General features: G+C 74.1%; 15 protein-coding genes. 11 read left to right on the plus strand and 4 right to left on the minus strand.

Translation table 11 applies throughout. The features are described from left to right. Positions 1 to 162: 162 nt before the first annotated feature. The gene (locus tag ACZ4A5_RS18765) at positions 163 to 2,502 is read right to left on the minus strand and encodes an AfsR/SARP family transcriptional regulator (protein ID WP_467584741.1); all 2,340 of its coding nucleotides are present in this window, start codon (positions 2,500 to 2,502) and stop codon (positions 163 to 165) included. Between the two features lie 399 nt (positions 2,503 to 2,901). Between ACZ4A5_RS18765 and ACZ4A5_RS18770 the strand changes: the two genes are divergently transcribed. The 9 genes from ACZ4A5_RS18770 to ACZ4A5_RS18810 all read left to right on the plus strand — a co-directional run bounded on the left by ACZ4A5_RS18770 (position 2,902) and on the right by ACZ4A5_RS18810 (position 12,755). Next, the gene (locus ACZ4A5_RS18770; RefSeq protein ID WP_467584744.1) at positions 2,902 to 4,524 is read left to right on the plus strand and encodes an AMP-binding protein; all 1,623 of its coding nucleotides are present in this window, start codon (positions 2,902 to 2,904) and stop codon (positions 4,522 to 4,524) included. Beyond that, positions 4,521 to 5,081, plus strand: coding sequence for a phosphopantetheine-binding protein (locus ACZ4A5_RS18775; protein ID WP_467584746.1), 561 nt, complete (start codon positions 4,521 to 4,523; stop codon positions 5,079 to 5,081). Before ACZ4A5_RS18770 ends, ACZ4A5_RS18775 begins: the two co-directional genes overlap by 4 nt. After that, the gene (locus ACZ4A5_RS18780) at positions 5,078 to 6,226 is read left to right on the plus strand and encodes an SDR family oxidoreductase (RefSeq protein WP_467584749.1); all 1,149 of its coding nucleotides are present in this window, start codon (positions 5,078 to 5,080) and stop codon (positions 6,224 to 6,226) included. The genes ACZ4A5_RS18775 and ACZ4A5_RS18780 overlap by 4 nt, the downstream gene beginning before the upstream one ends. Beyond that, a complete protein-coding gene (locus ACZ4A5_RS18785) occupies positions 6,219 to 7,070 on the plus strand; it encodes an alpha/beta fold hydrolase (protein WP_467584753.1) in 852 nt (283 codons plus the stop codon). Before ACZ4A5_RS18780 ends, ACZ4A5_RS18785 begins: the two co-directional genes overlap by 8 nt. Continuing rightward, entirely contained in the window at positions 7,067 to 8,041 is a 975-nt protein-coding gene (locus tag ACZ4A5_RS18790; protein WP_467584756.1) for a hypothetical protein, read from the plus strand. The genes ACZ4A5_RS18785 and ACZ4A5_RS18790 overlap by 4 nt, the downstream gene beginning before the upstream one ends. Before the next feature lie 30 nt (positions 8,042 to 8,071). Then, positions 8,072 to 9,673: an MFS transporter gene (locus tag ACZ4A5_RS18795; protein ID WP_467584759.1), complete on the plus strand. Its 1,602-nt coding sequence runs from the start codon at positions 8,072 to 8,074 to the stop codon at positions 9,671 to 9,673. Beyond that, positions 9,670 to 10,068 carry a VOC family protein gene (locus ACZ4A5_RS18800; protein WP_467584762.1) on the plus strand — a complete coding sequence of 133 codons (399 nt, stop codon included), beginning with the start codon at positions 9,670 to 9,672 and terminating at the stop codon, positions 10,066 to 10,068. The genes ACZ4A5_RS18795 and ACZ4A5_RS18800 overlap by 4 nt, the downstream gene beginning before the upstream one ends. A 2-nt stretch (positions 10,069 to 10,070) precedes the next feature. Further along, a complete protein-coding gene (locus ACZ4A5_RS18805) occupies positions 10,071 to 11,636 on the plus strand; it encodes a GMC family oxidoreductase (RefSeq protein ID WP_467584765.1) in 1,566 nt (521 codons plus the stop codon). Positions 11,637 to 11,801: 165 nt separating this feature from the next. Then, the gene (locus ACZ4A5_RS18810; protein ID WP_467584768.1) at positions 11,802 to 12,755 is read left to right on the plus strand and encodes a TNT domain-containing protein; all 954 of its coding nucleotides are present in this window, start codon (positions 11,802 to 11,804) and stop codon (positions 12,753 to 12,755) included. A 33-nt stretch (positions 12,756 to 12,788) separates the two neighbouring features. On the opposite strand, the gene ACZ4A5_RS18815 is transcribed toward ACZ4A5_RS18810, so the two are convergent. From ACZ4A5_RS18815 to ACZ4A5_RS18825, 3 genes are read right to left on the minus strand one after another with little or no spacing between them, the layout of a single operon-like run. Beyond that, positions 12,789 to 13,307 carry an NUDIX hydrolase gene (locus ACZ4A5_RS18815; RefSeq protein WP_467584771.1) on the minus strand — a complete coding sequence of 173 codons (519 nt, stop codon included), beginning with the start codon at positions 13,305 to 13,307 and terminating at the stop codon, positions 12,789 to 12,791. Between the two features lie 10 nt (positions 13,308 to 13,317). Further along, positions 13,318 to 14,010, minus strand: a complete 693-nt coding sequence (locus tag ACZ4A5_RS18820; protein ID WP_467584774.1) for a response regulator — start codon at positions 14,008 to 14,010, stop codon at positions 13,318 to 13,320. Further along, a complete protein-coding gene (locus ACZ4A5_RS18825; RefSeq protein WP_467584776.1) occupies positions 14,003 to 16,048 on the minus strand; it encodes a GAF domain-containing sensor histidine kinase in 2,046 nt (681 codons plus the stop codon). Before ACZ4A5_RS18825 ends, ACZ4A5_RS18820 begins: the two co-directional genes overlap by 8 nt. A 208-nt stretch (positions 16,049 to 16,256) precedes the next feature. Here ACZ4A5_RS18825 and ACZ4A5_RS18830 point away from each other — a divergent pair, with 208 nt between their 5' ends. Both ACZ4A5_RS18830 and lanKC read left to right on the plus strand, forming a co-directional pair. Next, positions 16,257 to 17,318, plus strand: coding sequence for a radical SAM protein (locus ACZ4A5_RS18830; RefSeq protein ID WP_467584780.1), 1,062 nt, complete (start codon positions 16,257 to 16,259; stop codon positions 17,316 to 17,318). 51 nt (positions 17,319 to 17,369) lie between these two features. Next, positions 17,370 to 19,898 carry a class III lanthionine synthetase LanKC gene (gene lanKC / locus ACZ4A5_RS18835; RefSeq protein ID WP_467584783.1) on the plus strand — a complete coding sequence of 843 codons (2,529 nt, stop codon included), beginning with the start codon at positions 17,370 to 17,372 and terminating at the stop codon, positions 19,896 to 19,898. Positions 19,899 to 20,136 lie beyond the last annotated feature (238 nt).

A 20,136-nucleotide genomic window follows, 5' to 3' on the forward strand; every position in this document is an offset into this window, starting at 1 on the left:
CCCCCCCCCCCCCCCCCCCCCCCCCCCCCCCCCCCCCCCCCCCCCCCCCCGCGCCCGAAGGGCGCTCCCGCCGCAGGCGGCAACGAAACCCGCACAAGGCAACGGCGCTCCCGCCGCAGGCGGCAACGAACCCGCACCCGGCAACGAACCCGCACCCCACAGCTACCCCTCCCACCCCCGCCCCACCGCACAAGGCACCCGCCCCCCACCCCGCGCAGCCGAAACGCACGCCAAGCGATACCGTGCGTGCGACACCGTCGCCTCCTGCCCCAGCAGCGCCGCGCACCGCGCGATCCGCCGCCAGGTCCGCTCGGCGTCGTCGAGCAGGCCGTGCTGTTGCTGCCAGGCGAACTGACGGTCCGCCAGCCGGGCCGCGGCTCCCGGCCGGGCGGCGCACTCGCGGTCGATGGCGCGCCGCAGGTTCGCGTACTCGGCCGCGAACCACGCCGAGGCGTCCACCGTGATCCGGGTGGCCACCCGGGCGGGTATCGCGGCGGCGAGGGCATCGGCCCGGTCGCCCCGGGCCTCTTCCGCGGGCTGCGGGAGGGGCAGGCGAGGCAGGCGGGGCGGGCGGCCGAGCCCGCGATCGGCGGCGCGGGCCAGCAACAGCCAGGCGTCCAGCAGACGTTCGCGTACGACCTCGGCCTCCTCAAGCGCCGCACCCCCCGCAGGCGCCGCACCCTCCTCAAGCGCCGCGCCCCCCTCAGGAGACCCGCCCCCCTCCTCGCCCGCCCCCGCGTACAGCCGCAACAGCTCCGGCAGCCGATAGCGCGGCTCGCCCGTCGCGTCGACGCCGACCGGGGTGAGCAGGCAGTGGTCGACCAGGGTGCCGACCACGGTGTCGGCGTACGGTCCGCCGAGCAGGACCCCGACGACCCAGGACGCGAAGTCGTCGAGCTCGCCGTGGGCGAGGAGCCGCATCGCGCGCCGGGCGCGCGGGTCCAGCGCGGCGCAGCTCGGGGCGAGCCGGGCCCGTACGCCCACGTCGTCCGCCTCCAGCACGTCGAGACGGCCGTGCCGGTCGCCGATGATCTCCGCGAAGGTGCTCAGCGGCCAGTTGGGCCGCGCGGCCAGCCGCATCCCGGCGATCCGCAGGGCGAGCGGGAGCTCGGCGCAGGCGGCGGTCACCCGTGCCGCCGCGTCGGGTTCGGCGGTGACCCGCCGTCGGCCGATCATGCGCTCCAGCATCAGCAGGGAGTCGGCGGAGGAGAGCGGTTCGAGGTCGATCAGGGTCGCGCCCGGCGGCGCGGCGAGCCGCATCCGGCTCGTCAGCAGGAGCGCGGAGCTCGCCATGCCGGGCAGCAGCGCCTGCGTGGGGCCGGCCGCGTCGTCGGCGACGATCAGGACGCGGCGGCCCGACAGGCGCGTACGGAGCAGCGCCGCCCGCTCGTCCGTGGAGTCGGGCACGGCCCCGCAGGCGACGCCGAGTGAGCGCAGCAGCTCGCCGAGCGCGTCGTGGACGCCCTTCGGGCTGTCCGAGGTGGCCCCGAGCCGCACATGGAGCTGGCCGTCGGGGAAGCGGTGGCGCAGCTGGTGGGCGGCGTGCACGGCCAGCGCCGTCTTGCCCACGCCTGGCTGGCCGCACACCAGGACGACGGGCGGCGCGGTGGCGGTCCCGGCCGCTTCGAGGAGCATGACCAGCCGGGCCGTCTCGGCCTCACGGCCCGTGAAGTCGGGGATGTCCGGCGGAAGTTGGTGGGGCGCCGGGGCCGGCTCGCTCGCGCGCGGGCGCTCCGGCTCCACCGGTTCGGGGCCGTGATGGCTCAGGGTGTCGTCCTCGTCGAGGATCCGCTGATGGAGCCGGCGCAGCTCGGGCCCGGGGTCGACCCCGCACTCGTCGGCGAGCAGCGTACGGACCTGGGTATAGGTCATCAGGGCGTCCGCCTGGCGGCCGCTGCGGTAGAGCGCGAGCATCAGCTGCGCCCAGGCGTGTTCGTCCAAGGGGTCGGCGGCGGCCATGGCCCGCAGCCGGGGCACGATCTCGTGGTGCCGTCCGAGGGCCAACTCCGCCCACACCAGCGAGCGTTCGGCCAGCCGCCGACGGTCCATCAGATGGATGGCCTCGGCCTCCATCGCGGCCGTGGGGGGCAGGTCACCGAGTACGGGCTCCTGCCACAGGGACAGGGCCTGCTGGAGGAGGAGGGACGCGGTGTGCGGATCGTCCTCGAGCAGCTGCTCGCCGACGTCGACGAGGCGGCGGAAGTCGTGCAGATCGAGCTCGCCCGGCTCCACGTGGAGCGCGTAGCCGCTGGGGTGGGTGCGCAGCCTGCCCGGGTCGTCGAAGAGGGTCCGTGCCTTCCACAGATACGTACGCAGCATGCCGCAGGCCGAGGCGGGGGGGCCGGGCCCCCAGATCAGGTCGGTCAGCCGGTGCTTGGGCACGGGGCGGTTGGCGTGCAGCAGCAGGATGCTGAGCAGGGCACGCAGCTGGGGCTGTGTGATATCGAGAACCTGATCGTCGGCGGTGCGGATCTCCAGATATCCCAAGACTCGAAATTTCACGGTTCCCCCGGGATGCAGATGTTGACGCGGGACGGCAGCGGGCCACCGATGGATCTGCCGCCTCCGGGCGACGCTCCGGTCGCGCGGATTGTAGTCAGTTCGAGGGCACTCCGGATGAGGCGGGGAACCGGCTATTTGGCGATCAAGCGGGGACTCGCACGGGAGCCGGATCGGGGGTCACCGCGCATCGGAGAGCGCTGACGTGAGGGTAGCAACTCCCTGACCGGCGCGGCAGGCGTACCGGTCCGCGCCCGGCGGACGCCCCGTAGACGTCGCGTAGACGGTGCGCTCCTAGAGTCGACTGGGTCCAGTGGTCATGGACCATCGGTGTCAACGGGGGGATCGGCCATGCGCGTTCCGGGCCGTAAGGGGCAGTCGCCCGGAGCGTACGGCGGAAATGTGAATTCCGAATTCCATACGCTGGCCGATCGCCTCGCCGAACACCCCCGGCGTGAATTGTGGTACTACCGGGGGCGGGAAATCGTCCGCCAATCCTACGCCCGGGTCCACGACGACGTCCTCGCCGCCTGCGCCGCGCTGGAGCGCGCGGGTGTCGTCGCCGGGACGCACGTCGGCATCCTCGGCGCGAACAGCTACGAGTGGATCGTCGCCGACCTCGCGCTGATCCGGCTGCGGGCCGTCTCCGTCGCGCTGCCCGTCGAGACCCACCGCGACACCCCGCCGGAGGAACTCCGCGCCGCGTACGGCCTCGGGCTGCTGCTGATGTCGCGGAGCGAATACACCCGGCGCGCTCCCGGCCCGTCCTGGACCGCCGCGCTGGACGACCTGGGCACGGCCGTCGTCGCACCCGGCCGCGCCCACCAGGTGCCCGGCCCGGACGTCTTCACGCTGGTGTTCTCCTCCGGGTCCAGCGGCCGGCCCAAGTGCGTCATGATGAGCGCGCCGGGCACCGTCGCGACGCTGGAGGAGTACGCCGTCCAGCTGCGCCTGGACGCCGACGACGCGATCTTCGTGGTCCTGCCGCTCACCGCCTTCCCGCAGCGGCTCATGGTCTACCTCGCCGTCTGGCACGGCTTCGACATCCGGCTCGCCGACGTGCCGCGGCTGCACCCGGCGCTCAAGGCGATGGCACCCACCGTCGTCGTCGGGCCCCCGGCCTTCTTCGAGACCGTGGAGAACCGCCACCTAGCCCTGCCGCCCGCCGAGCGCCGCCGGGCCGACCGGCTGCGCCGGCTGACCGGGCTGATCCCCCTGCGCGCCGTCCGGCAGCGGGTGCGCCGACGGCTCTTCGCCGACGCGCACGCCCAGTTGGGCGGCCGGGCGCGGCTGCTGCTCACCGGCTCGGCCCCCGCCCGGGTGGCCACCCTGCGGCTCATGGAACAACTCGGCTTCGCCCTGCACGAGTTCTACGGCATGACCGAGGTGGGCGTCATCTCCTGGAATCTGCCGGGCCGCACCCGGCACGGCTCCGTGGGCCGCCCGCTGCTCCCCGGCACCGTCAGGACCGCCGAGGACGGCGAGATACTCGTCCGCTTCGACCCGCCCCGCAGCGTGGGCTATTACGGTGAGCACGGCGATGACGACGTCTACCGCCCCGACGGCTGGACCGGCACGGGCGACTTCGGCCACTTCGACGGGCCGTACCTGCACCTCACCGGCCGCAAGAAGGCCGTCATCATCACGCGGTCCGGCTACAAGCTCCAGCCCGAACCGGCCGAGCGCGCCCTCGCCGGGCTGCCGGGGGTCGCGCACGCCGTACTGCTGGGCGGCGAGCACGCGCATGTGGTGACCGCGGTCGTCTCCCTGTCGGGCCCGGCGGACGACGGTGTGCGCACCCGGCTCGACCGTGCCGTCGAGGACGTCAACCGCGGCCTGCCCGAACCGGCCCGGATCACCCGTCTGTTCTGCACGGAGGAGGCGTTCACCGCCGTCAACGGGCTGCTGACCCGCACCCTCAAGCCGGACCGGGCCGCGATCGCCGAGCGCTTCGGGAACGGCCTGTTCGCGCCGGCTCACCTCCCCGCGACGACACCCGCACCCAGCACCGGAGAGGCGCCATGAGCCGGCGGACACCCCAGGACGACCCCGGAGCGCGGGCCGTCGCCCTGATCAGCGAGACCCTGCCGCCCTGGGCGGACCGCACAGCCCTCGTGCCCTCGGCCCGCCTGCGCGAGGACCTGGGCCTGGACTCGCTGGCCAGGGTCGCGCTCGCGGCCCGGATCAGCGAGGACATCGGCGAGGCGGGAGACGGCCACGCCGCCGAGGAGTTCACCGCCCTCCGCACCGTCGGCGACGTCCAGGACCTCTACCGCAGGCTGAGCGGGGCACCGCCCGCGGACACCCTCGGCCGGCTCGTCCACCTGCTCGCCCGCGTCGGCCCGGAGCCGCTCGACACCGCGCGCCTCGACCCGTCCGCGCCCCTGCGCGACCTCGGGCTACCCTCCATGGTTCTGGTGGACTTCTTCGTCCGCATCGAGACCGAGTTCGCGTTCACCTGGGACGAGGACACCTCTCCCCAGACCTTCGCCACCCTCACGGCGCTCGCCCGCCACATCGACGACCGCGCCGCACCACCGGCCACCGGCCGGCCCGCCGCCCACAGGGAGCCCGCTCCATGACGCCGTCCGGCGCACCACCCGCCCTCGTCACCGGCGTCACCGGCCTCGTCGGCGGCGCGATCGTCCTCGAACTGCTGCGCCGCACCGACGCCGACATCCTGTGCCTGGCCCGCGACAGCCGGCACGAACCCGCCGCCCGCCGGGTCCCCCGGCTGCTCGCCCGCATGGCCGCCGACTACGGCATGGACGACGTCGCCGACCGGATCGCCACCCGCTGCCGGGTGTTGGCCGGCGACGTGACCGCCCCCGGCTGCGGCATACCCGACGCCCTGCTGCCCCCGGCGGTGGGCGAGGTGTGGCACGCCGCCGCCTCCCTGAAGTTCCGGGACCGCGACCGCGCGGAGATCGACCTGCACAACGTCACCGGCACCCGCAACGTCGCCGAGCTGGCCGTACGCCTCGGCGCCCACACCTTCGACCTGGTGAGCACCGCCTATGTGGTGGGCGACCGCACCGGGCTGCTGACCGAGGAGCCCGTCCCCGCCGGCTGCCGCGCCAACAACGCCTACGAGAGCTCCAAGATGGCCGCCGAGGCCCTGGTGGCCGAGGTGCCGGTCGAGACCGTACGGATCCTGCGCCCCGGCATCGTCATCGGCCACAGCGGGACCCTCGCCGCGCCCACCACCTTCGGCCTCTACAGCTTCGTCGACGAACTGACCGCGTTCCGCGCCCTGATCGAGCCCCGGCTCGGCAACTACCTCGACCACTACCCCGTGGCGATCCTCGGCGACCCGGCCACCCGCGGCAACCTCGTGCCCGTCGACGCCGTGGCCGCGGCGGCGGTACGCCTGGGCGCCGTGCGGGCGCCGGGCGGGGTCTACCACCTGACCAACAGCGAACCCACCCGCCTCGGCGAGGCCCTCACCGCCCTGACCGGCGCCCTCGGCATCCGCGCGCCGCGCTGGGTCGGCGACCGGGCCGAACTGAACTCCATCGACGAGGCGTTCAACAAGGGCCTCGACTTCCAGGGCGCCTACATGCTCCAGGACAAGGTCTTCGACGCCTCCAGGGCCCGGCGGTACTGCGCGGACCTCCTCACCGTCCCGCTCAGCCCCGCCCGCATCGGCGCATTCATCACCCGCTATCTCAAGGACGGCGCCGCCGAACAGGTCCGCGCCCTGCGGAAGGCGGCCGCCCGTGTTTGACTTCGCCGACCCCGCGACCCTCGACCTGCGCTACCGCGGCCAGGGCCGCTGCCCCACGGCCACCGGCGCCGAGCTCTACTACGAGAGCGTCGGCAGCGGGCCGCCCGTCGTCTGCCTCAACAACTTCTTCATCGTCGCCCCCGCCTGGCGGAACTTCACCTCACGCCTCGTCCGCGACCACACCGTCGTCACCTACGACCTGCGCAACCAGGGCGTCTCCAGCCCCGGCCCCGGCGAGCAGCACTTCGACGACCACGTGGGGGACCTGCGCGACCTCCTCGACCACCTCGGCCACGAGACCGTCCACCTCATCGGCACCTCCGCCTCCACCCTGATCTGCCGCGACTTCGCTCTCCGGCACCCCGAACGCGTGCGCGGCATGGTCCTCACCGGCCCCGCCTTCTCCCCGTACGGCCCGCTGCGCATGCGGCTCATGGCCAAGGACTGGCTCCAGCGGCTGGACACCACGCACGCCGCGGGCGTCTTCGACTACCTCTATCCGCTGGTCTTCACCGACAAGGCCATCGAACGCGGCGGCCGCGCCACCTACCTCGCGCTGCGCGAACACTTCCTCGCCCTCAACTCCGAGGCACAGGTCCGCGCGTGTGTGAGCGAACTCCGTCAGGCGTCCGGCGACCCCGCCCTGCTCGCGCGGCTCACCCGGCCGGTGCTGCTGCTGATCGGGGACGGCGACCACCTGTGGTCCCGCACCACCCTGAAGGACGCCACGGACCTGATCCCCGACGCCACCGGCCACGTCATCGAGGGCGCGGGCCATATGCCGTTCATCGAGGCGACCGAGGAGTTCGAGACCGTCGTGGGCAGCTTCCTGGCGAAGACATGAGCGGCGCCGCCGCCGTGGAGGCGGGCTGGCAGGCGGCCCTCGACGGCTTCGTGCCCGTGCCCGCCGCCCACGCCCGGCCCGAGCTGGACGCGGCCACCGCCCGGCACCTGCTGCGCTGCCCGCCCCGGGTGTGGGAGGCGCTCACCGCCGGGGGCCTGCCCGCGAGGCCGGCGCCCGACGGCGAACGCTACGACAGCCGCGACCTGTTCAACCTCGCCGTCCACTCCGGCTCGCGCGCCTCCGTACCCGAGATCGCCCTCTCGCTGGCCCTGCGCTTCACCCGGCAGGACCCCCGGCAGTGGTCACGCACACGCGAGTGGGAACTGCGGACCACCCTGACCTGCCTACGTCATCAGGGGGAGGGGCACTGGCGGGTCTGGCCACCGGTCCCGTACGACACCCCCGATACCCCCGGCACCCCCGCCGAGGGTGCCGGGCCCCGGCGCTGGTCCGGCCCCGCGGCCGTCCACACCCTGAGCCACCGGGTGCGGACCCGCGGCGTACACGCCGCTCTGGTGGGCCCGCGGCTGCGCGCCGAGACCGCCCGCGAGCTCGCCCGGCCGCTGCGCTACGTCCGCATGCCCGCCGCCGTCCGCGCCGACGCCGCGTGGATGGCGGAACGGGGGCTGGTCGACTGCGTCAGTGGTACGCTCGCGCTCGCGCGGCGGCTCACCGCCGCGGGATACGAGGTCCGTGGCCGCACCGGCTGGCTCGTGGGGCCGGAGGTCAGCGACCACACCTGGCTCGACGTCCGGGACGACGACGGCCGGTGGAAGAGCGTCGACGTCGCCCATCACCACCTCGCTCGCACACTGTTCGGACCGGATGCCGTCGCTCCCGAGACCTTCGCGGGCTCGCGCCCCGACCGCCTCGTGGCCAGCGCCGCCCCGCCCGGGGAGCAACTGTTCGCCCACCGGTGCGGCACCGCACCGGCCGACCTGGACTGTCGGATCTCAGCTGTGAGCCGGTAGGCCCCCGGGGCCGAGGAGGCGTGGAGAGACATGACGGAGGCGGAGAGGCTGCGGCGGCCGCGCGTGCCGGAGGCCCCAGGGGACGCGGTGACGCTGCGGTCCATGGCACCGGTGCTCGTCATCCTCTGCACCGGGCTGTTCATGGTCTGGCTCGACACGACGATCGTCAACGTCGCGCTGCCCGACATCCAGGACTCCCTGGGCACGACCTTCACCGGTCTCCAATGGGTCGTCAACGCCTACACCCTGACGTTCGCCTGCCTCATGCTCGTGGCCGGTGACATCGGTGACGTGTTCGGCCACAAACGGGTGTTCCTCATGGGCATCCTGGGCTTCACCGTCGCGTCGGCGCTCTGCGCCGTGGCGCCGGACATCGGCTTCCTCCTCGCCGCCCGCGGGCTCCAGGGCGCCTGCGGTGCGGTGATCATGCCGATCTCGCTGTCCCTGATCACCGCGCAGGGCGGCAGCCCGCGGGTGCGGGCCGCCGCCGTGGGCATCTGGTCCGGCGTCGGCAGCCTCGGGCTCGCGGGCGGCCCGCTGGCCGGCGGCCTCCTCGTCACCCACTTCGGCTGGGCCAGCGTGTTCTGGGTCAACGTGCCGATCGGGCTCCTCGCCGCGCTCGCCGCCCTGCGGTTCATCCCCGGCGGCCGCGACCGCGCCGGCCGCCGCATCGACACCTTCGGCATGGTGCTCTTCTCCGCCGGTGTCGGCTCCCTGACCCTCGGTCTCATCCAGGCCGACGACTGGGGCTGGACCTCCGCGGCCGTCCTCGGCGTGCTCGCCCTCGCGGCGGTCCTCCTCGCCGGCTTCGCGGGCTGGGAGCTGCGCACCCGCGCCCCGGTCCTGCCGCCCGCCCTCTTCCGCGACCGGGCCTTCACCCTGCCCAACCTCGCGGGCATGGTCACCTTCTTCGGCATGTTCGGCGTCCTGCTCTTCCTCTCGGTCCACTTCCAGTCCTTCGAGGGGCTCTCCGCCTACGACACCGGGCTGCGCTTCCTCCCGCTGACCGCGGCGACCGCCGTGGCCGCGCCCGTCGCCGGATGGGTGACCGGCCGCTTCGGCGCCCGGCTCCCGCTCGCCGCGGGCTGCGCCGTCTCCGCGCTGGGCCTGCTCGCCCTGACCCGGGTGCCGATGGACGACGGATTCCTGGAGTACACCGGCCCGTTCGTCCTCATCGGCTTCGGCACGACCCTGGCCGTCACGCCCGGGACCATCGCGGTGCTCGCCGCCGTCATGGAGAACCGCGCGGGCATGGGCGCCGGGGCCGTCCAGACCTCCCGGCAGATCGGCGGGGTCCTGGGCGTCGCCGTCCTGGGCACCGTCGTCATCCAGCACTTCCGCGACAAGCTGCCCGGCGCGCTGGCCCGCCTCGCGCTCCCGGACGGCGAACGCGCCCGCATCGTCGAGCGGCTCTCCTCGGGCGGCCGCCCCGACGTCTCCGGGCTGCCGCCCGCCGCACGCACGGCGATCCTGGAACCGGCGGGCCGGGCCCTCGCGGACAGCATCCAGACGGCCATCGGCGTCGCCGCCGTCTGCAACCTCGTCGCGGCTGTGCTGGTGCTGGCCGCCATGCCCCGCCAGGCACACACCCCGGTGAAACCGGTGAAACCGATGAAAGGAAGCGCCGCGTGATCGGACACCTGGGCCTGGGCGTGCCCGACCTGCGGGCCGCCGTCGCGTACTACGACCGGATCCTGCCCCTGCTGGACTACGAGACCTATTTCGGCGACGCGGCAGAGCACGCCTACCGGCCCGCGGGCGGCAAGCGCGGCACCTACCTCTTCCTCTACGAGAGCGCGGAGCCCGGCGCGTACTCCCGCCACCGCACCGGCCTCCAGCACCTCGCCTTCATGGTCCGCACCCGCACCCGGGTCCGGGAGGTCGCTGCGGCGGTGGCCGACGCGGGCAGTGAAATCGTCCACGCGCCACGGGAGTTCCCCGAATACCCACCGCCCTACTACGCCACGTTCTGGACCGACCCCCACGGCTTCCTCCTCGAAGCCGTCTGCCACCACGACCAGGACTGAGCGTGGGCGACCGGGCCGGCCACGACCATGACTACGACTATGTGATCGTCGGCGCCGGGTCCGCCGGCTGCGTCCTGGCCGCCCGGCTCAGCGCCGACCCCGGCACGAGCGTCCTGCTCCTGGAGGCCGGACGCGACGACGCCGTCCGCGCGATATCCGTGCCCGCCGCCTTCTCCACGCTCTTCCGCACCGAGGTCGACTGGGACCACCGCACCCGCGCCCAGCGCGCACTGGACGGCCGGGAGCTGTACTGGCCCGCGGGCAAGGTCCTCGGCGGCGGCTCCTCCATCAACGCCATGGTGTACGTCCGGGGAAACGCCGCCGACTACGACGGCTGGCGCGAACGGGGCCTGGAGGGCTGGGGCTACGGCGACGTCCTCCCGTACTTCCGGCGCTCGGAGCACAACACCCGCGGCGCCGACGCCTACCACGGCACCGGCGGCCCGCTCACCGTCTCCGACCTCCGCGACCGGCACCCGCTCAGCGAGGCGTTCCACACGGCGGCCCAGGCGGCGGGACTGACCGCGAATCCCGACTTCAACGGCGCCCGGCAGGACGGCGTCGGCTTCTACCAGGCCACCGTCCGGCGCGGCCGCCGCGCCGGCACCGCGAGCGCCTTCCTCCGCCCCGCCGCCCGGCGCCGCAATCTGACGGTGCGCACCCGGGCGACCGTACGGCGCGTCCTCGTCGAGCACGGCCGGGCGGTCGGGGTGAGCGCCGGACTCGACGGCGGGGAAACGGAGTTCCGTGCCCGCCGCGAGGTGATCCTCGCGGCCGGCGCGATCGGCTCGCCCCGGCTGCTCCTGCTCTCCGGCATCGGCCCCGCCGCCGAACTCGCCGCGCTGGGCATCGCCGTGGTGGCCGACAGCCCGCAGGTCGGGCGGAACCTCCAGGACCACCTGACCATCGGCGCGGGCTGGGAGGTGCGTGGCATCCGCACCATGGAATCAGCCCTCCGCCCGGCGAACGTGCTGCGCTACGCGGCCGGGCGCCGTGGGCCGCTGGCGTCGCACGTGGTCGAGGCGGGCGCCTTCGTCACCGCCGGGGACGGCCCGCCGCACCTGCAACTGCACGCCGCCCCCGTGCTCTTCGACCAGCACGGCCTGACGCCGCCGCCGTGTCCCGGGTTCACGATCGGGGTGTCCCTGCTGACGCCCACGAGCCGGGGGAGGATCACGCTCCGTTCCGCCGATCCGGCGGCGGCCCCCGTGATCGACCCTTGCTACGGCACCGGGCCCACCGACCTCGCGCGCCTCGTCGACGGCCTGGAACTGGTCGTCGAGATCGGCGGCACCCGGCCGCTGGCCGGCCACTTCGCCACCCTCTACGCCCTCCCGGCCACGGACCGCGGGGCGCTGGAGCGGTGGACGCGGGCCCGCGCGGAGACCCTCTACCACCCGGTCGGCACCTGCGCGATGGGCACGGTGGTCGACGCGGCGCTCAGGGTGACCGGGGTGGACGGGCTGCGGGTGTGCGACGCCTCGGTCATGCCCGTGATCCCCCGGGGCAACACCAACGCCCCGACCATCATGATCGCGGAACGGGCCGCGGACCTGATCCGCGGCTGAGGCCGCGCCCGGCCCCTGGGCCGACGGAAGCATCCCGGCCCAGGCGTACGTCCGGCCGAATGCAGACGGCTTGATCCCTTCTTCCTCCGGTGTGTCTGTTTATTGCAGTGTTCTGAGGTGGCCGAGTGCCACTCCAGTCACAAACTGCACACCCGGAGAGCCTTTATGACACGCAAGGTCCGAATAACGGCGGCGATATGCGGCACGGTGCTGGCCGGCACCGCACTGACCGGCACGGCACACGCCCAGGGCTCCGCACCGGCGGCGGCCGGCCCGGACGCCGTGACCGCTGACGGCAGCTGTGCCAAGCCCTTCGGAGACAACTGGGCGCTCGGCGCGGCGGACCTGCCGGGCAAGGCGCCGCTCGGCCCCCTGCTGAAGAACTGGGTCCGCACCGGCAAGGGCAGCCCGGCCCCCGACGTCTTCCTCAAGCAGTGGCGGACGGCCGACGGCAAGGACTGGAAGTGGCCCGGCAACGACGGCTTCGACGGCCCCAAGAAGATCGTCAAGCTGAAGGCGGGCGCCCACGTGGACCGCTTCGGCCAGCCGACGGGCACCTTCCTCGCCCCCACCGACGTCTCGTACGCGGCACGCGCCGTCCCGCCGTCCAACCTGCGGACCTACCCGGGCGGCGCGGTGTGCAACTACCACGTCTACAAGGTCGGCAAGCCGTTCGGCGTCTACGAGGGCGCCATCGCCCCCTGGTTCGGCCAGCCCGGCAAGGGCCTCCAGATCAAGCTCGACCAGGCGGCCGACCCCACGCTCCCCAAGGACGTGAACGTCAAGTGGCTGCTGGACCACAAGTACCTGGAGGAGCTGCCCACGACGCGCACGCCCGCCGCGGCCCCGCGGCCCTCCCTCGCGCGGCGGCACGGCGCGCAGCGGGGCGACGTACGGGCGGCGCTGCGCGCGGCAGGCGTGCCCGACGACTCCTACCGGCTCGGTGACGCGCGTGACTCCGCCGTACCGGCCTCGGAGTTCTACTCGCTGCGGCACGGGGCCGACGGCTGGGAGGTCGCGCTGACCGAGCGCGGCGAGAAGCGGACCGTGGCGACGTACGCGCAGGAGCCGGAGGCGGCCGACCGCCTCTACCGGGAGCTGGTGGCGAACGCCGGCTAGCGGCCGCCCGGCGCTCCGGGGCGCCCTGGAGCCTCAGCCGAGTGGTGCCTCTCCTCGGCCGCGGGGCAGCAGCCCCGCGGCCACCAGTTCGTCCAGGACCATGGCGGTGGCGGTGCTGACCCGGTCGCGGTCCTCCGGGCCCAGCCACGCCACCTCGGCGATCTCGCCGTCCGGCGCCGGGGTGCCCGTGCCCTCGGCCGTGAAACAGACCATCCGCACGACCGTGCCGGCCGCCTTGCCGTCGGCCGCGGCCTCGACGGTGACCGCGTGCGCGACGGTCGCGGGGTCGAGGGTGACGCCGAGCTCCTCCGTGATCTCCCGGACCAGGGCCTCCTCCCGGCTCTCACCGGCCTCCGGCTTGCCGCCGGGGAGATAGAAGGCGGGCCTGTCGTGCGTACGGGCGGTGAGCACCCGGCCGTTCCTCAGCCGGATCCACGCGACCTTCTCGATCAGCCTGCCCGCCGGGGCCGGTCCGGCGGGGCGCTGTTCGACGTTCATGCTGCTCCTCGGGGTGATGGGCGCGGGCTCCTCGACGGCCGGCGCGATCCGCACGCCGATGATGTCATCCCCGGCCGGGCGGGCCCGAGGGGGCGTGGCGGAGGTAGGCGAGCACGGCGCTGACCCGGCGGTGGAGCTGGGGGACCTCGGCGAGACCGAGCTTGGCGAAGGTGGAGTTGACGTGCTTCTCGATGGTGGACTCCGACAGCGTCAGGGCCTCGGCGATCGCCCGGTTCGTCTTGCCCTCGGCCATGTGCCGCAGGACGTCGAGTTCGCGGCGGGTGAGCGCGGCCAGCGGCGCGTCCGAGGCGCGGACGTGACTGCCCATCAGCACCTCGACGATGCGCGGGTCGACGACCGAGCGCCCGGCGGCCACCTCCCGCAGCGCGCGCAGGAGCTCGTCCACCTCCCCGATGCGCTCCTTGAGCAGATAGGCGAGGCCGTCCGTGCCCCGGCGGAAGAGGTCGAAGGCGTAGTGCTCGTTGGCGTGCTGGGAGAGCATCACGACGCCGATCCCGGGGTGGGCGGCGCGGATCGCGTGCGCGGCGGCGATGCCCTCGGTGTGGTGGCCGGGCGGCATCCTGATGTCCGCGATGACGACCTCGGGCCGCAGGCGGTCGACGGCGGCGAGCAGCTCCTCCGCCGTGCCCACCGCGGCGACGACCTCGGCCTCACCGGTGTCCTCCAGCAGGCGGCGCGTGCCCTCGCGGACCAGGTAGTGGTCCTCGGCGATGACGACACGCAGGGGCTCAGGCACGGGCTTCCTCTCTGACGCGCTCCCGCAGCCGGGCGCGGATGGTGGTGCCGCCGGGTCCGGCGGTGATCCCCAGTTCGCCGCCGACCGCCTCGATGCGGTCCCGCATGCCGGTCAGGCCCGACCCCCGGGTGGAGCCGACGGGGAAGCCGGTGCCGTCGTCGCGCACCTCCACCAGCAGCCAGCCGTCCTCGCGCGCGAGGCGGATCGTCACATGGCGGGCGTGGGCGTGCTTGAGCACATTGGTGAGGGCCTCGGACACGAGATAGAACGCGGACTCCTCGACGTCCAGCGCGAACCGCGCGCCCTCGACCTCGTCGCCGCTGTGCACGGTGACGGGCATCGGCATCCGGCGCGCGCAGGACGTCACGGCCGCCACCAGCCCCTGGTCGGTGAGGACGGGCGGGTGGATGCCGTGGGCGAATTCGCGGAGTTCGTCGATGACGCGGCAGGCGTCGTCCTGTATCGCGACGAGCGCCGCGTCGATGTCGGCTCCCCGGTGCAGGCGGTTGCGGGCGAGCGCCAGCCGGGCGACGAGCGCGACGAGCTCCTGCTGGATCCCGTCGTGCAGCCGCCGTTCGATGCGGCGCCGCTCGCTGTCCTGGGCGTGCACGATGCGGGCGCGGGAGGCGTCGAGCTCGGCGGCCTGCCGCTGCACTTCCGCCACCTTCGCGCAAAGGGCCGCGGCCAGCCGTACGTTGTGCACGGCCAGCGCCGCCGGGCCGGCGAGGGTCTCCACGACGTCGTGGTCCTCGGGGGTGAAGCGGCCGGCCACCTTGGGCCCGTACTCGATCAGCCCCTGGATCTCGTCGCCGTGCCGGAGGGGGAACGATCCGTGCGGTGGCCCGCCCGACGGATCGCCCGCCTCGGCGAGCGAGACGGGCAGGCCGTCGCCGCCCAGCCGCACGCGCACCCAGCGCAGGCTGAGGCCGTCCCGCAGCCCGGCGGCGAGCCGCGGGGCGAGCCGGTCGAGGTCGTACGCGTGCTCCAGGGTGCTGCCGAACTGCACGAGCAGTTCGAAGCTGGTGAGGCGCTTGCCGAGGACATGGCGCTCGACCAGGCGGTTCAGCCGGCTCCGCAGCGGCTGGAACAGGGCGGTCGCGGTGACGGCGATCAGCACGGCCAGCCCGATCGGGAGGTACTGCCCGGCGGTCAGCCCGAGCGTCATCGCCATGCCGAGGTACCAGCTGTTGACGATGAGCCAGAGCGCCCCGTGCACGGCCGCCCGGCTGACGGGGATGTCCACGCCGAGCAGCCGGTGCCGGAACGCGGCGTAGACGACGAGGAGGGAGATCAGGACGTACGGCAGCGCGCCCAGGAGCGCGCCGATGAAGTAGAGGTAGCCGTGGTCGCCCTGCCAGGTGCGGAACAGCCGGGACGCCGCGCGCGCCAGAAGCAGGGCCGCCCCCGGCACGGCGAAGGGCAGCAGGGCGGCGATGTCACGCTGCCCGGCCGCCCGGGCGCGCAGACAGCGGACCACGAGCAGCACCGCGCCCACCGCGGGCAGCCACGCCTCCGGGTAGTAGAAGACCAGGCCGTGGGCGACGCGGTCGGACACCGGGGTCAGCGGCAGCACCAGGGGCAGGGCCAGCAGGGCCCAGAAGGCGCGCAGGAGGCGGCGTTCGTAGGCGAAGCGGGGGGTGCCGTCGGGCAGCAGGGCCAGCAGCCGGACGATGAGGACGCTGACCGTCATGTCGTCCAACTGTCCGCAGATCAGGCCGAGATACCCCTCGGGGGAGGGGTGGCCGGTGCGGGGGTGCAGGCGCCAGCCGAACGTCATGGTGAGCAGCGTCTCGGTATAGCGAAGGGCGATGGTCGCCGAAAGGCCCACGCCGATCAGCAGCAGACGCCGTGCGATCGGACTGGCCGGCGCGTGCCACCAGCTGAACAGGCCGGCGAAATAACACGGCAGTACGGATCCGAGAATCCACGGCAGCGTATAGCGGTTCTGCAACTGGGTCGTCCCGATGACGGTCGCCCAGAGCAGGCAGGGAGCCCCGCCCCACGCGGCCACCCGCATCCACCCGCTCCTGGCCGTCACCCCCGCATTATCGGCGGGCCGTGCCACGGCCGTCCAGGAAGAGGACCTCCGTGCCCGGATGGCGGAAAACCTCCAAGGAGATTGGGGGTGGACCGGGTCCCCGGAAAACGCCCGGCGCAGCACACTCGAGTGGTCTCCTCCCGCCCGGCAGGGTCCGGGAAGGTGATTTCGGTGAGGCGAGTGGGATTTCCGAGAGCGGGTGGTTTCGATGAGTCTTTCCGCCGGGCCCGAGGTGGTCATCTGGGACACCACATATGCGTGCCCCTTGCGATGCTCGCACTGCTATTCGGAATCCGGTCGGCGTCCGACCCGGCAATTGCGTCTCCCGGACCTGCTGCGCGTGACCGACGCCCTGATCTCCCTGGGGCCGCGGGTCGTCGCGCTCTCCGGCGGTGAACCGCTCGTCGTGCCGGGCGTCTTCGAGGTCGCCGAGCGGCTGCGGCGGGCCGGGGTGAAGACCTCCGTCAACACCAGCGGGTGGGTGATGAGCCGGTCGGTCGCCGAACGTCTCGCGGGCGCGTTCGACGAGGTCATCGTCAGCCTCGACGGCGCCACGGCTGTCACGCACGACCGCGTCCGCGGCCGGGCGGGCTCCTTCGCCCGGGCCATGGCCGCCCTCGGCAAGCTCGACGACGTGGCCCGGCGGCGCCGGACCGAGGGCGCCCGGCGGCTGCGCTTCGGGATCGACTGCGTGGTGATCCGGTCCAACATCGGCGAACTGGAGCAGTTCGCCATGGACATCGCCCCCAGGTTTCCCGAACTCCACACCCTCGCCTTCAACGCGGCCGTGCCCGAAGGGCTCGCCAGCCGACCGGAATTCTGCCGGAACGAATTGCTCGACCAGGCCCGGGTCGCCCGGCTGACGAGCGAGGAACAGCTCCGGCGGCTAAGGGAACTCGCCCCGCCGACCGTGACGGTGTTCACCACCGACAATTTCAACCTCGTCATGAATCCGCAACGCGTCGCCCAACAGGTCGACACCCGGGTGATGCAGGTGGAACCGGACGGGGCCGTACGCGGAATTCCCGTCTACGAGGGCACCGTCGGCAATCTCCTCGACGTCCCCGCGAGGGAATTGTGGGAACGCGCCCTCGCTCGCCTGGAAGACCCCTTCGTGGTCGAGACCCTCTCGGCGGTCCACACCGTCGAGGAATGGGCGGAGGCCGTACGGAAGATGGATCGCCACTTCGCCTCGCCGGAGGACCGGGCCCGCATCGACCGGCGCACCGTACGGCTCGATCCACCGGAATTCCTCACCGCCGCGCAGTGACCGCCGCGCAGTGACCGACACCCCGATGGAATCCGGCAGAGGGCGCCCGCCATGATGACACTCCAGGACTACGACCGCTTCTCCCTGGCCGACCCCGTCCTCTTCGAACTCCCGGAGAACCTCCCGGACGACGGTGAACGGCTCGCCGCGGCCACCCGGGAACCGCCCGCGGGCTGGACCCGTACCGCGCACGGCTGGTGGGTCCGCCTGCGGCCGGACGGCACCGCTCCGCCCGGACAGGGCTGGAAGATCCACGTCTCGGTCACCCCGGACCACGTGCCACGGACCGCCGAGCTGGTCCGGGCCCACGCCGTACGGCACGGCCTGGCCGTCGACATCATCCGCAGCGTGGCCGCCGCACGCGTCCTCAACGGCGTGCGCGCCGACCGGCTCACCAGCGGCGACCTCCTCACCCTCCATCTCACGGACGCCTCCGCCCTGGCCAACTCCCTCGGTGAACTCGCCGCCCCGCTCGACGGGACCCCCGGGCCCTACGTCCTCGGCGCCCTGCGGCACCGCTCGGGCCCCCTCTACGCGCGGTACGCCTCGGGAGCACCGGACGGCACCCCCGCCCCCGAGGACCCCCTCCGCCGCCCCCTCTTCCGCTGCCCCGACCGGCTGCCCCTGCCCGACGTGCTGCGCGCCGACCTTTCCGCCCTGCACGCCCCGCCGGAGGGGGAACTGCCCTTCCGCGTACGGCGCGCGCTGCGGCTCACCAACGGCGGCGGCACCTACCTCGCCACCGACCGGCGGACCGGCGCGCGGGTCGTGCTCCGCGAGGCCCGTCCCCACGCCGCCCTCGACCGGCGCGGCGAGGACGCCGTCACCCGGCTCGCCCGGGAACGCGCGGCCCTGGAACGGCTCGCGGGCCTGGACTGCGTGCCCCGCCTCGTCGGCCACCACGTCCTCGGCGAGCACCACTTCCTCGCCGTGGAGCACGTCGAGGGCACCAGTCTGGCCGAGGCCGCCGCCCTCGCCCTCCCGCTGACCTCCGAGGAACGCGCCGAGAAGGAAGCCCCCGCGTACACCACCTGGGCCCTCGCGATCCTCGACGCCCTCGGCCAGGCGCTGCGCCGACTCCACACCAGGGGGCTGCGCCTGGGGGAGCTCGCCCCCGAGGACGTGATCGTCCGCCCTGACGGCCGCCTCGTCCTCGTCGGCCTCGCCACCGCCACCGGCCTTGCCGACGGGCGCGCGCCCGCCCTCGGCGACCCCGGCCACACCGCACCCGACGGCCTCCGCGGCGCCGACGCCACCGCGCACCTGCTGAACCTCCTGCGCCTGTGGCTGTTCCTGCCCCTCCCGTACGACAGCCCGGCGGGGCTGCGCAACCTCACCACGGCCATCGGCCGGATCTACCCGCTGCCGACGGGTTTCGGCGCGGCCCTGCTCACCGGCCTGAGCCCGGCCGGCCGGAGCACCGCCGCGCGGGATCACCCCGGGGACCTCCTCGCGGCGCCGGAACCCCACTGGCCGGCGATCCGGGACTCCCTCGTCGACGGCATCCACGCGATGGCCACGCCCGGCCGCGCCGACCGCCTCTTCCCCGGCACGCCCACCGGCCCGGCGGCCATCGGCGGCCCCGCCTTCGCCTACGGCGCGGCCGGCGTCCTCCACGCGCTGCACCGGGTGGGCGCCGAGGTCCCCGAGGAGTACGTCGCGTGGCTGACCGCGGCCGCCCGCCGGGACCCCGCGCCCAGGCCCGGCCTCCACGACGGCCTGCACGGCATCGCCCTGACACTCGATCAACTGGGGCATCGCGAGGCCGCCTTGGAGCTGCTCGACCGCTGCCGCGCGGCCGCAGCCGAGGTCGCCTGTCCCGGTCTCGCGAACGGCGCCGCGGGCATCGCCCTGAACCAGCTGCGCTTCGCCCGGGCCACGGGGGACGCGTCGCTGCGCGACGAGGCGGTCCGTACGGCGGAGAGGCTGGCCGCCCGCGTAGCGGCCGGACCGCCCGTCCCGCGGCCCGGCGAGCCCGCGCCGTACGGCCTGCTGCACGGAGGCGCGGGCATCGCCCTGCTCTTCCTGCGGCTGTACGAGGAGACCCGCGCCCGGCGCTGGCTGGACGCCGCCGACACCGCGCTCGGCCATGACCTCGACCGGTGCGCCATGGGCCCCGACGGCCACCTCACGCTCTTCGACGGCACCCACCGGCTGCCCTATCTGCACGGCGGCAGCACCGGCCTCGCCTTCGCGCTGCGGCACCTGCTCGCGCACCGCCCCGACCCGGCGCGGACGGCCACGCTCCGCACGCTCCTGCACACCTGCCGCGCGCTGTACGTACGCAACTCCGGTCTGGTCCGCGGCCGTTGTGGGGGCATCGCGGTTCTCGCCGCTCTCGGCAGGCCCGGGGACGCCGCGGCCATCCGCACCCAGATCCACCGCCTGGCCTGGCACGCCCGGTCCTACCGCGGCCATCTGGCCTTCCCCGGCTTCCGGTCGGTCCGCCTCGCGGCGGACCTGGCCACCGGGTCGGCGGGCGTCCTGCTCGCCCTGAGCTCCGCGTTCGAGGGGACCGGTCCGGTCCTGCCCTACCTCGACCCGCGGACCCTGTCCGGAACGGACGGAGAGAGGAGGTGAACGACATGGCAGAGATCCTCGAACTCCAGGAGCTGGAGGAGGAGGCCCCGGCCCTGTGGCCCTGCGCGAACAGCTACGAGAGCGCGCGCGGCGTGGTCTGACGGCCGGTCGTACGCACGGGGGGCGGCCGGCCGCCGGTCTCGGCACCGGCGGCCGGCCGCGCGGATCGCGCCCTGGACGCCGTGCGTCCGTGTGTCCCGGGCGCCCCGGACGATGGATCCGCACCGTCGCCGCCCCG

The organism is Streptomyces sp. NPDC025618, assembly GCF_055558795.1.

Excerpts from the sequence above, each read along its gene's own strand:
- ACZ4A5_RS18775 (WP_467584746.1), top strand. The coding sequence starts at position 4,521 with ATGAGCCGGCGGACACCCCAGGACGACCCCGGAGCGCGGGCCGTCGCC.
- ACZ4A5_RS18810 (WP_467584768.1), top strand. The coding sequence starts at position 11,802 with ATGACACGCAAGGTCCGAATAACGGCGGCGATATGCGGCACGGTGCTG.
- ACZ4A5_RS18780 (WP_467584749.1), top strand. The coding sequence starts at position 5,078 with ATGACGCCGTCCGGCGCACCACCCGCCCTCGTCACCGGCGTCACCGGC.
- ACZ4A5_RS18830 (WP_467584780.1), top strand. The coding sequence starts at position 16,257 with ATGAGTCTTTCCGCCGGGCCCGAGGTGGTCATCTGGGACACCACATAT.
- lanKC (WP_467584783.1), top strand. The coding sequence starts at position 17,370 with ATGATGACACTCCAGGACTACGACCGCTTCTCCCTGGCCGACCCCGTC.
- ACZ4A5_RS18790 (WP_467584756.1), top strand. The coding sequence starts at position 7,067 with ATGAGCGGCGCCGCCGCCGTGGAGGCGGGCTGGCAGGCGGCCCTCGAC.
- ACZ4A5_RS18795 (WP_467584759.1), top strand. The coding sequence starts at position 8,072 with ATGACGGAGGCGGAGAGGCTGCGGCGGCCGCGCGTGCCGGAGGCCCCA.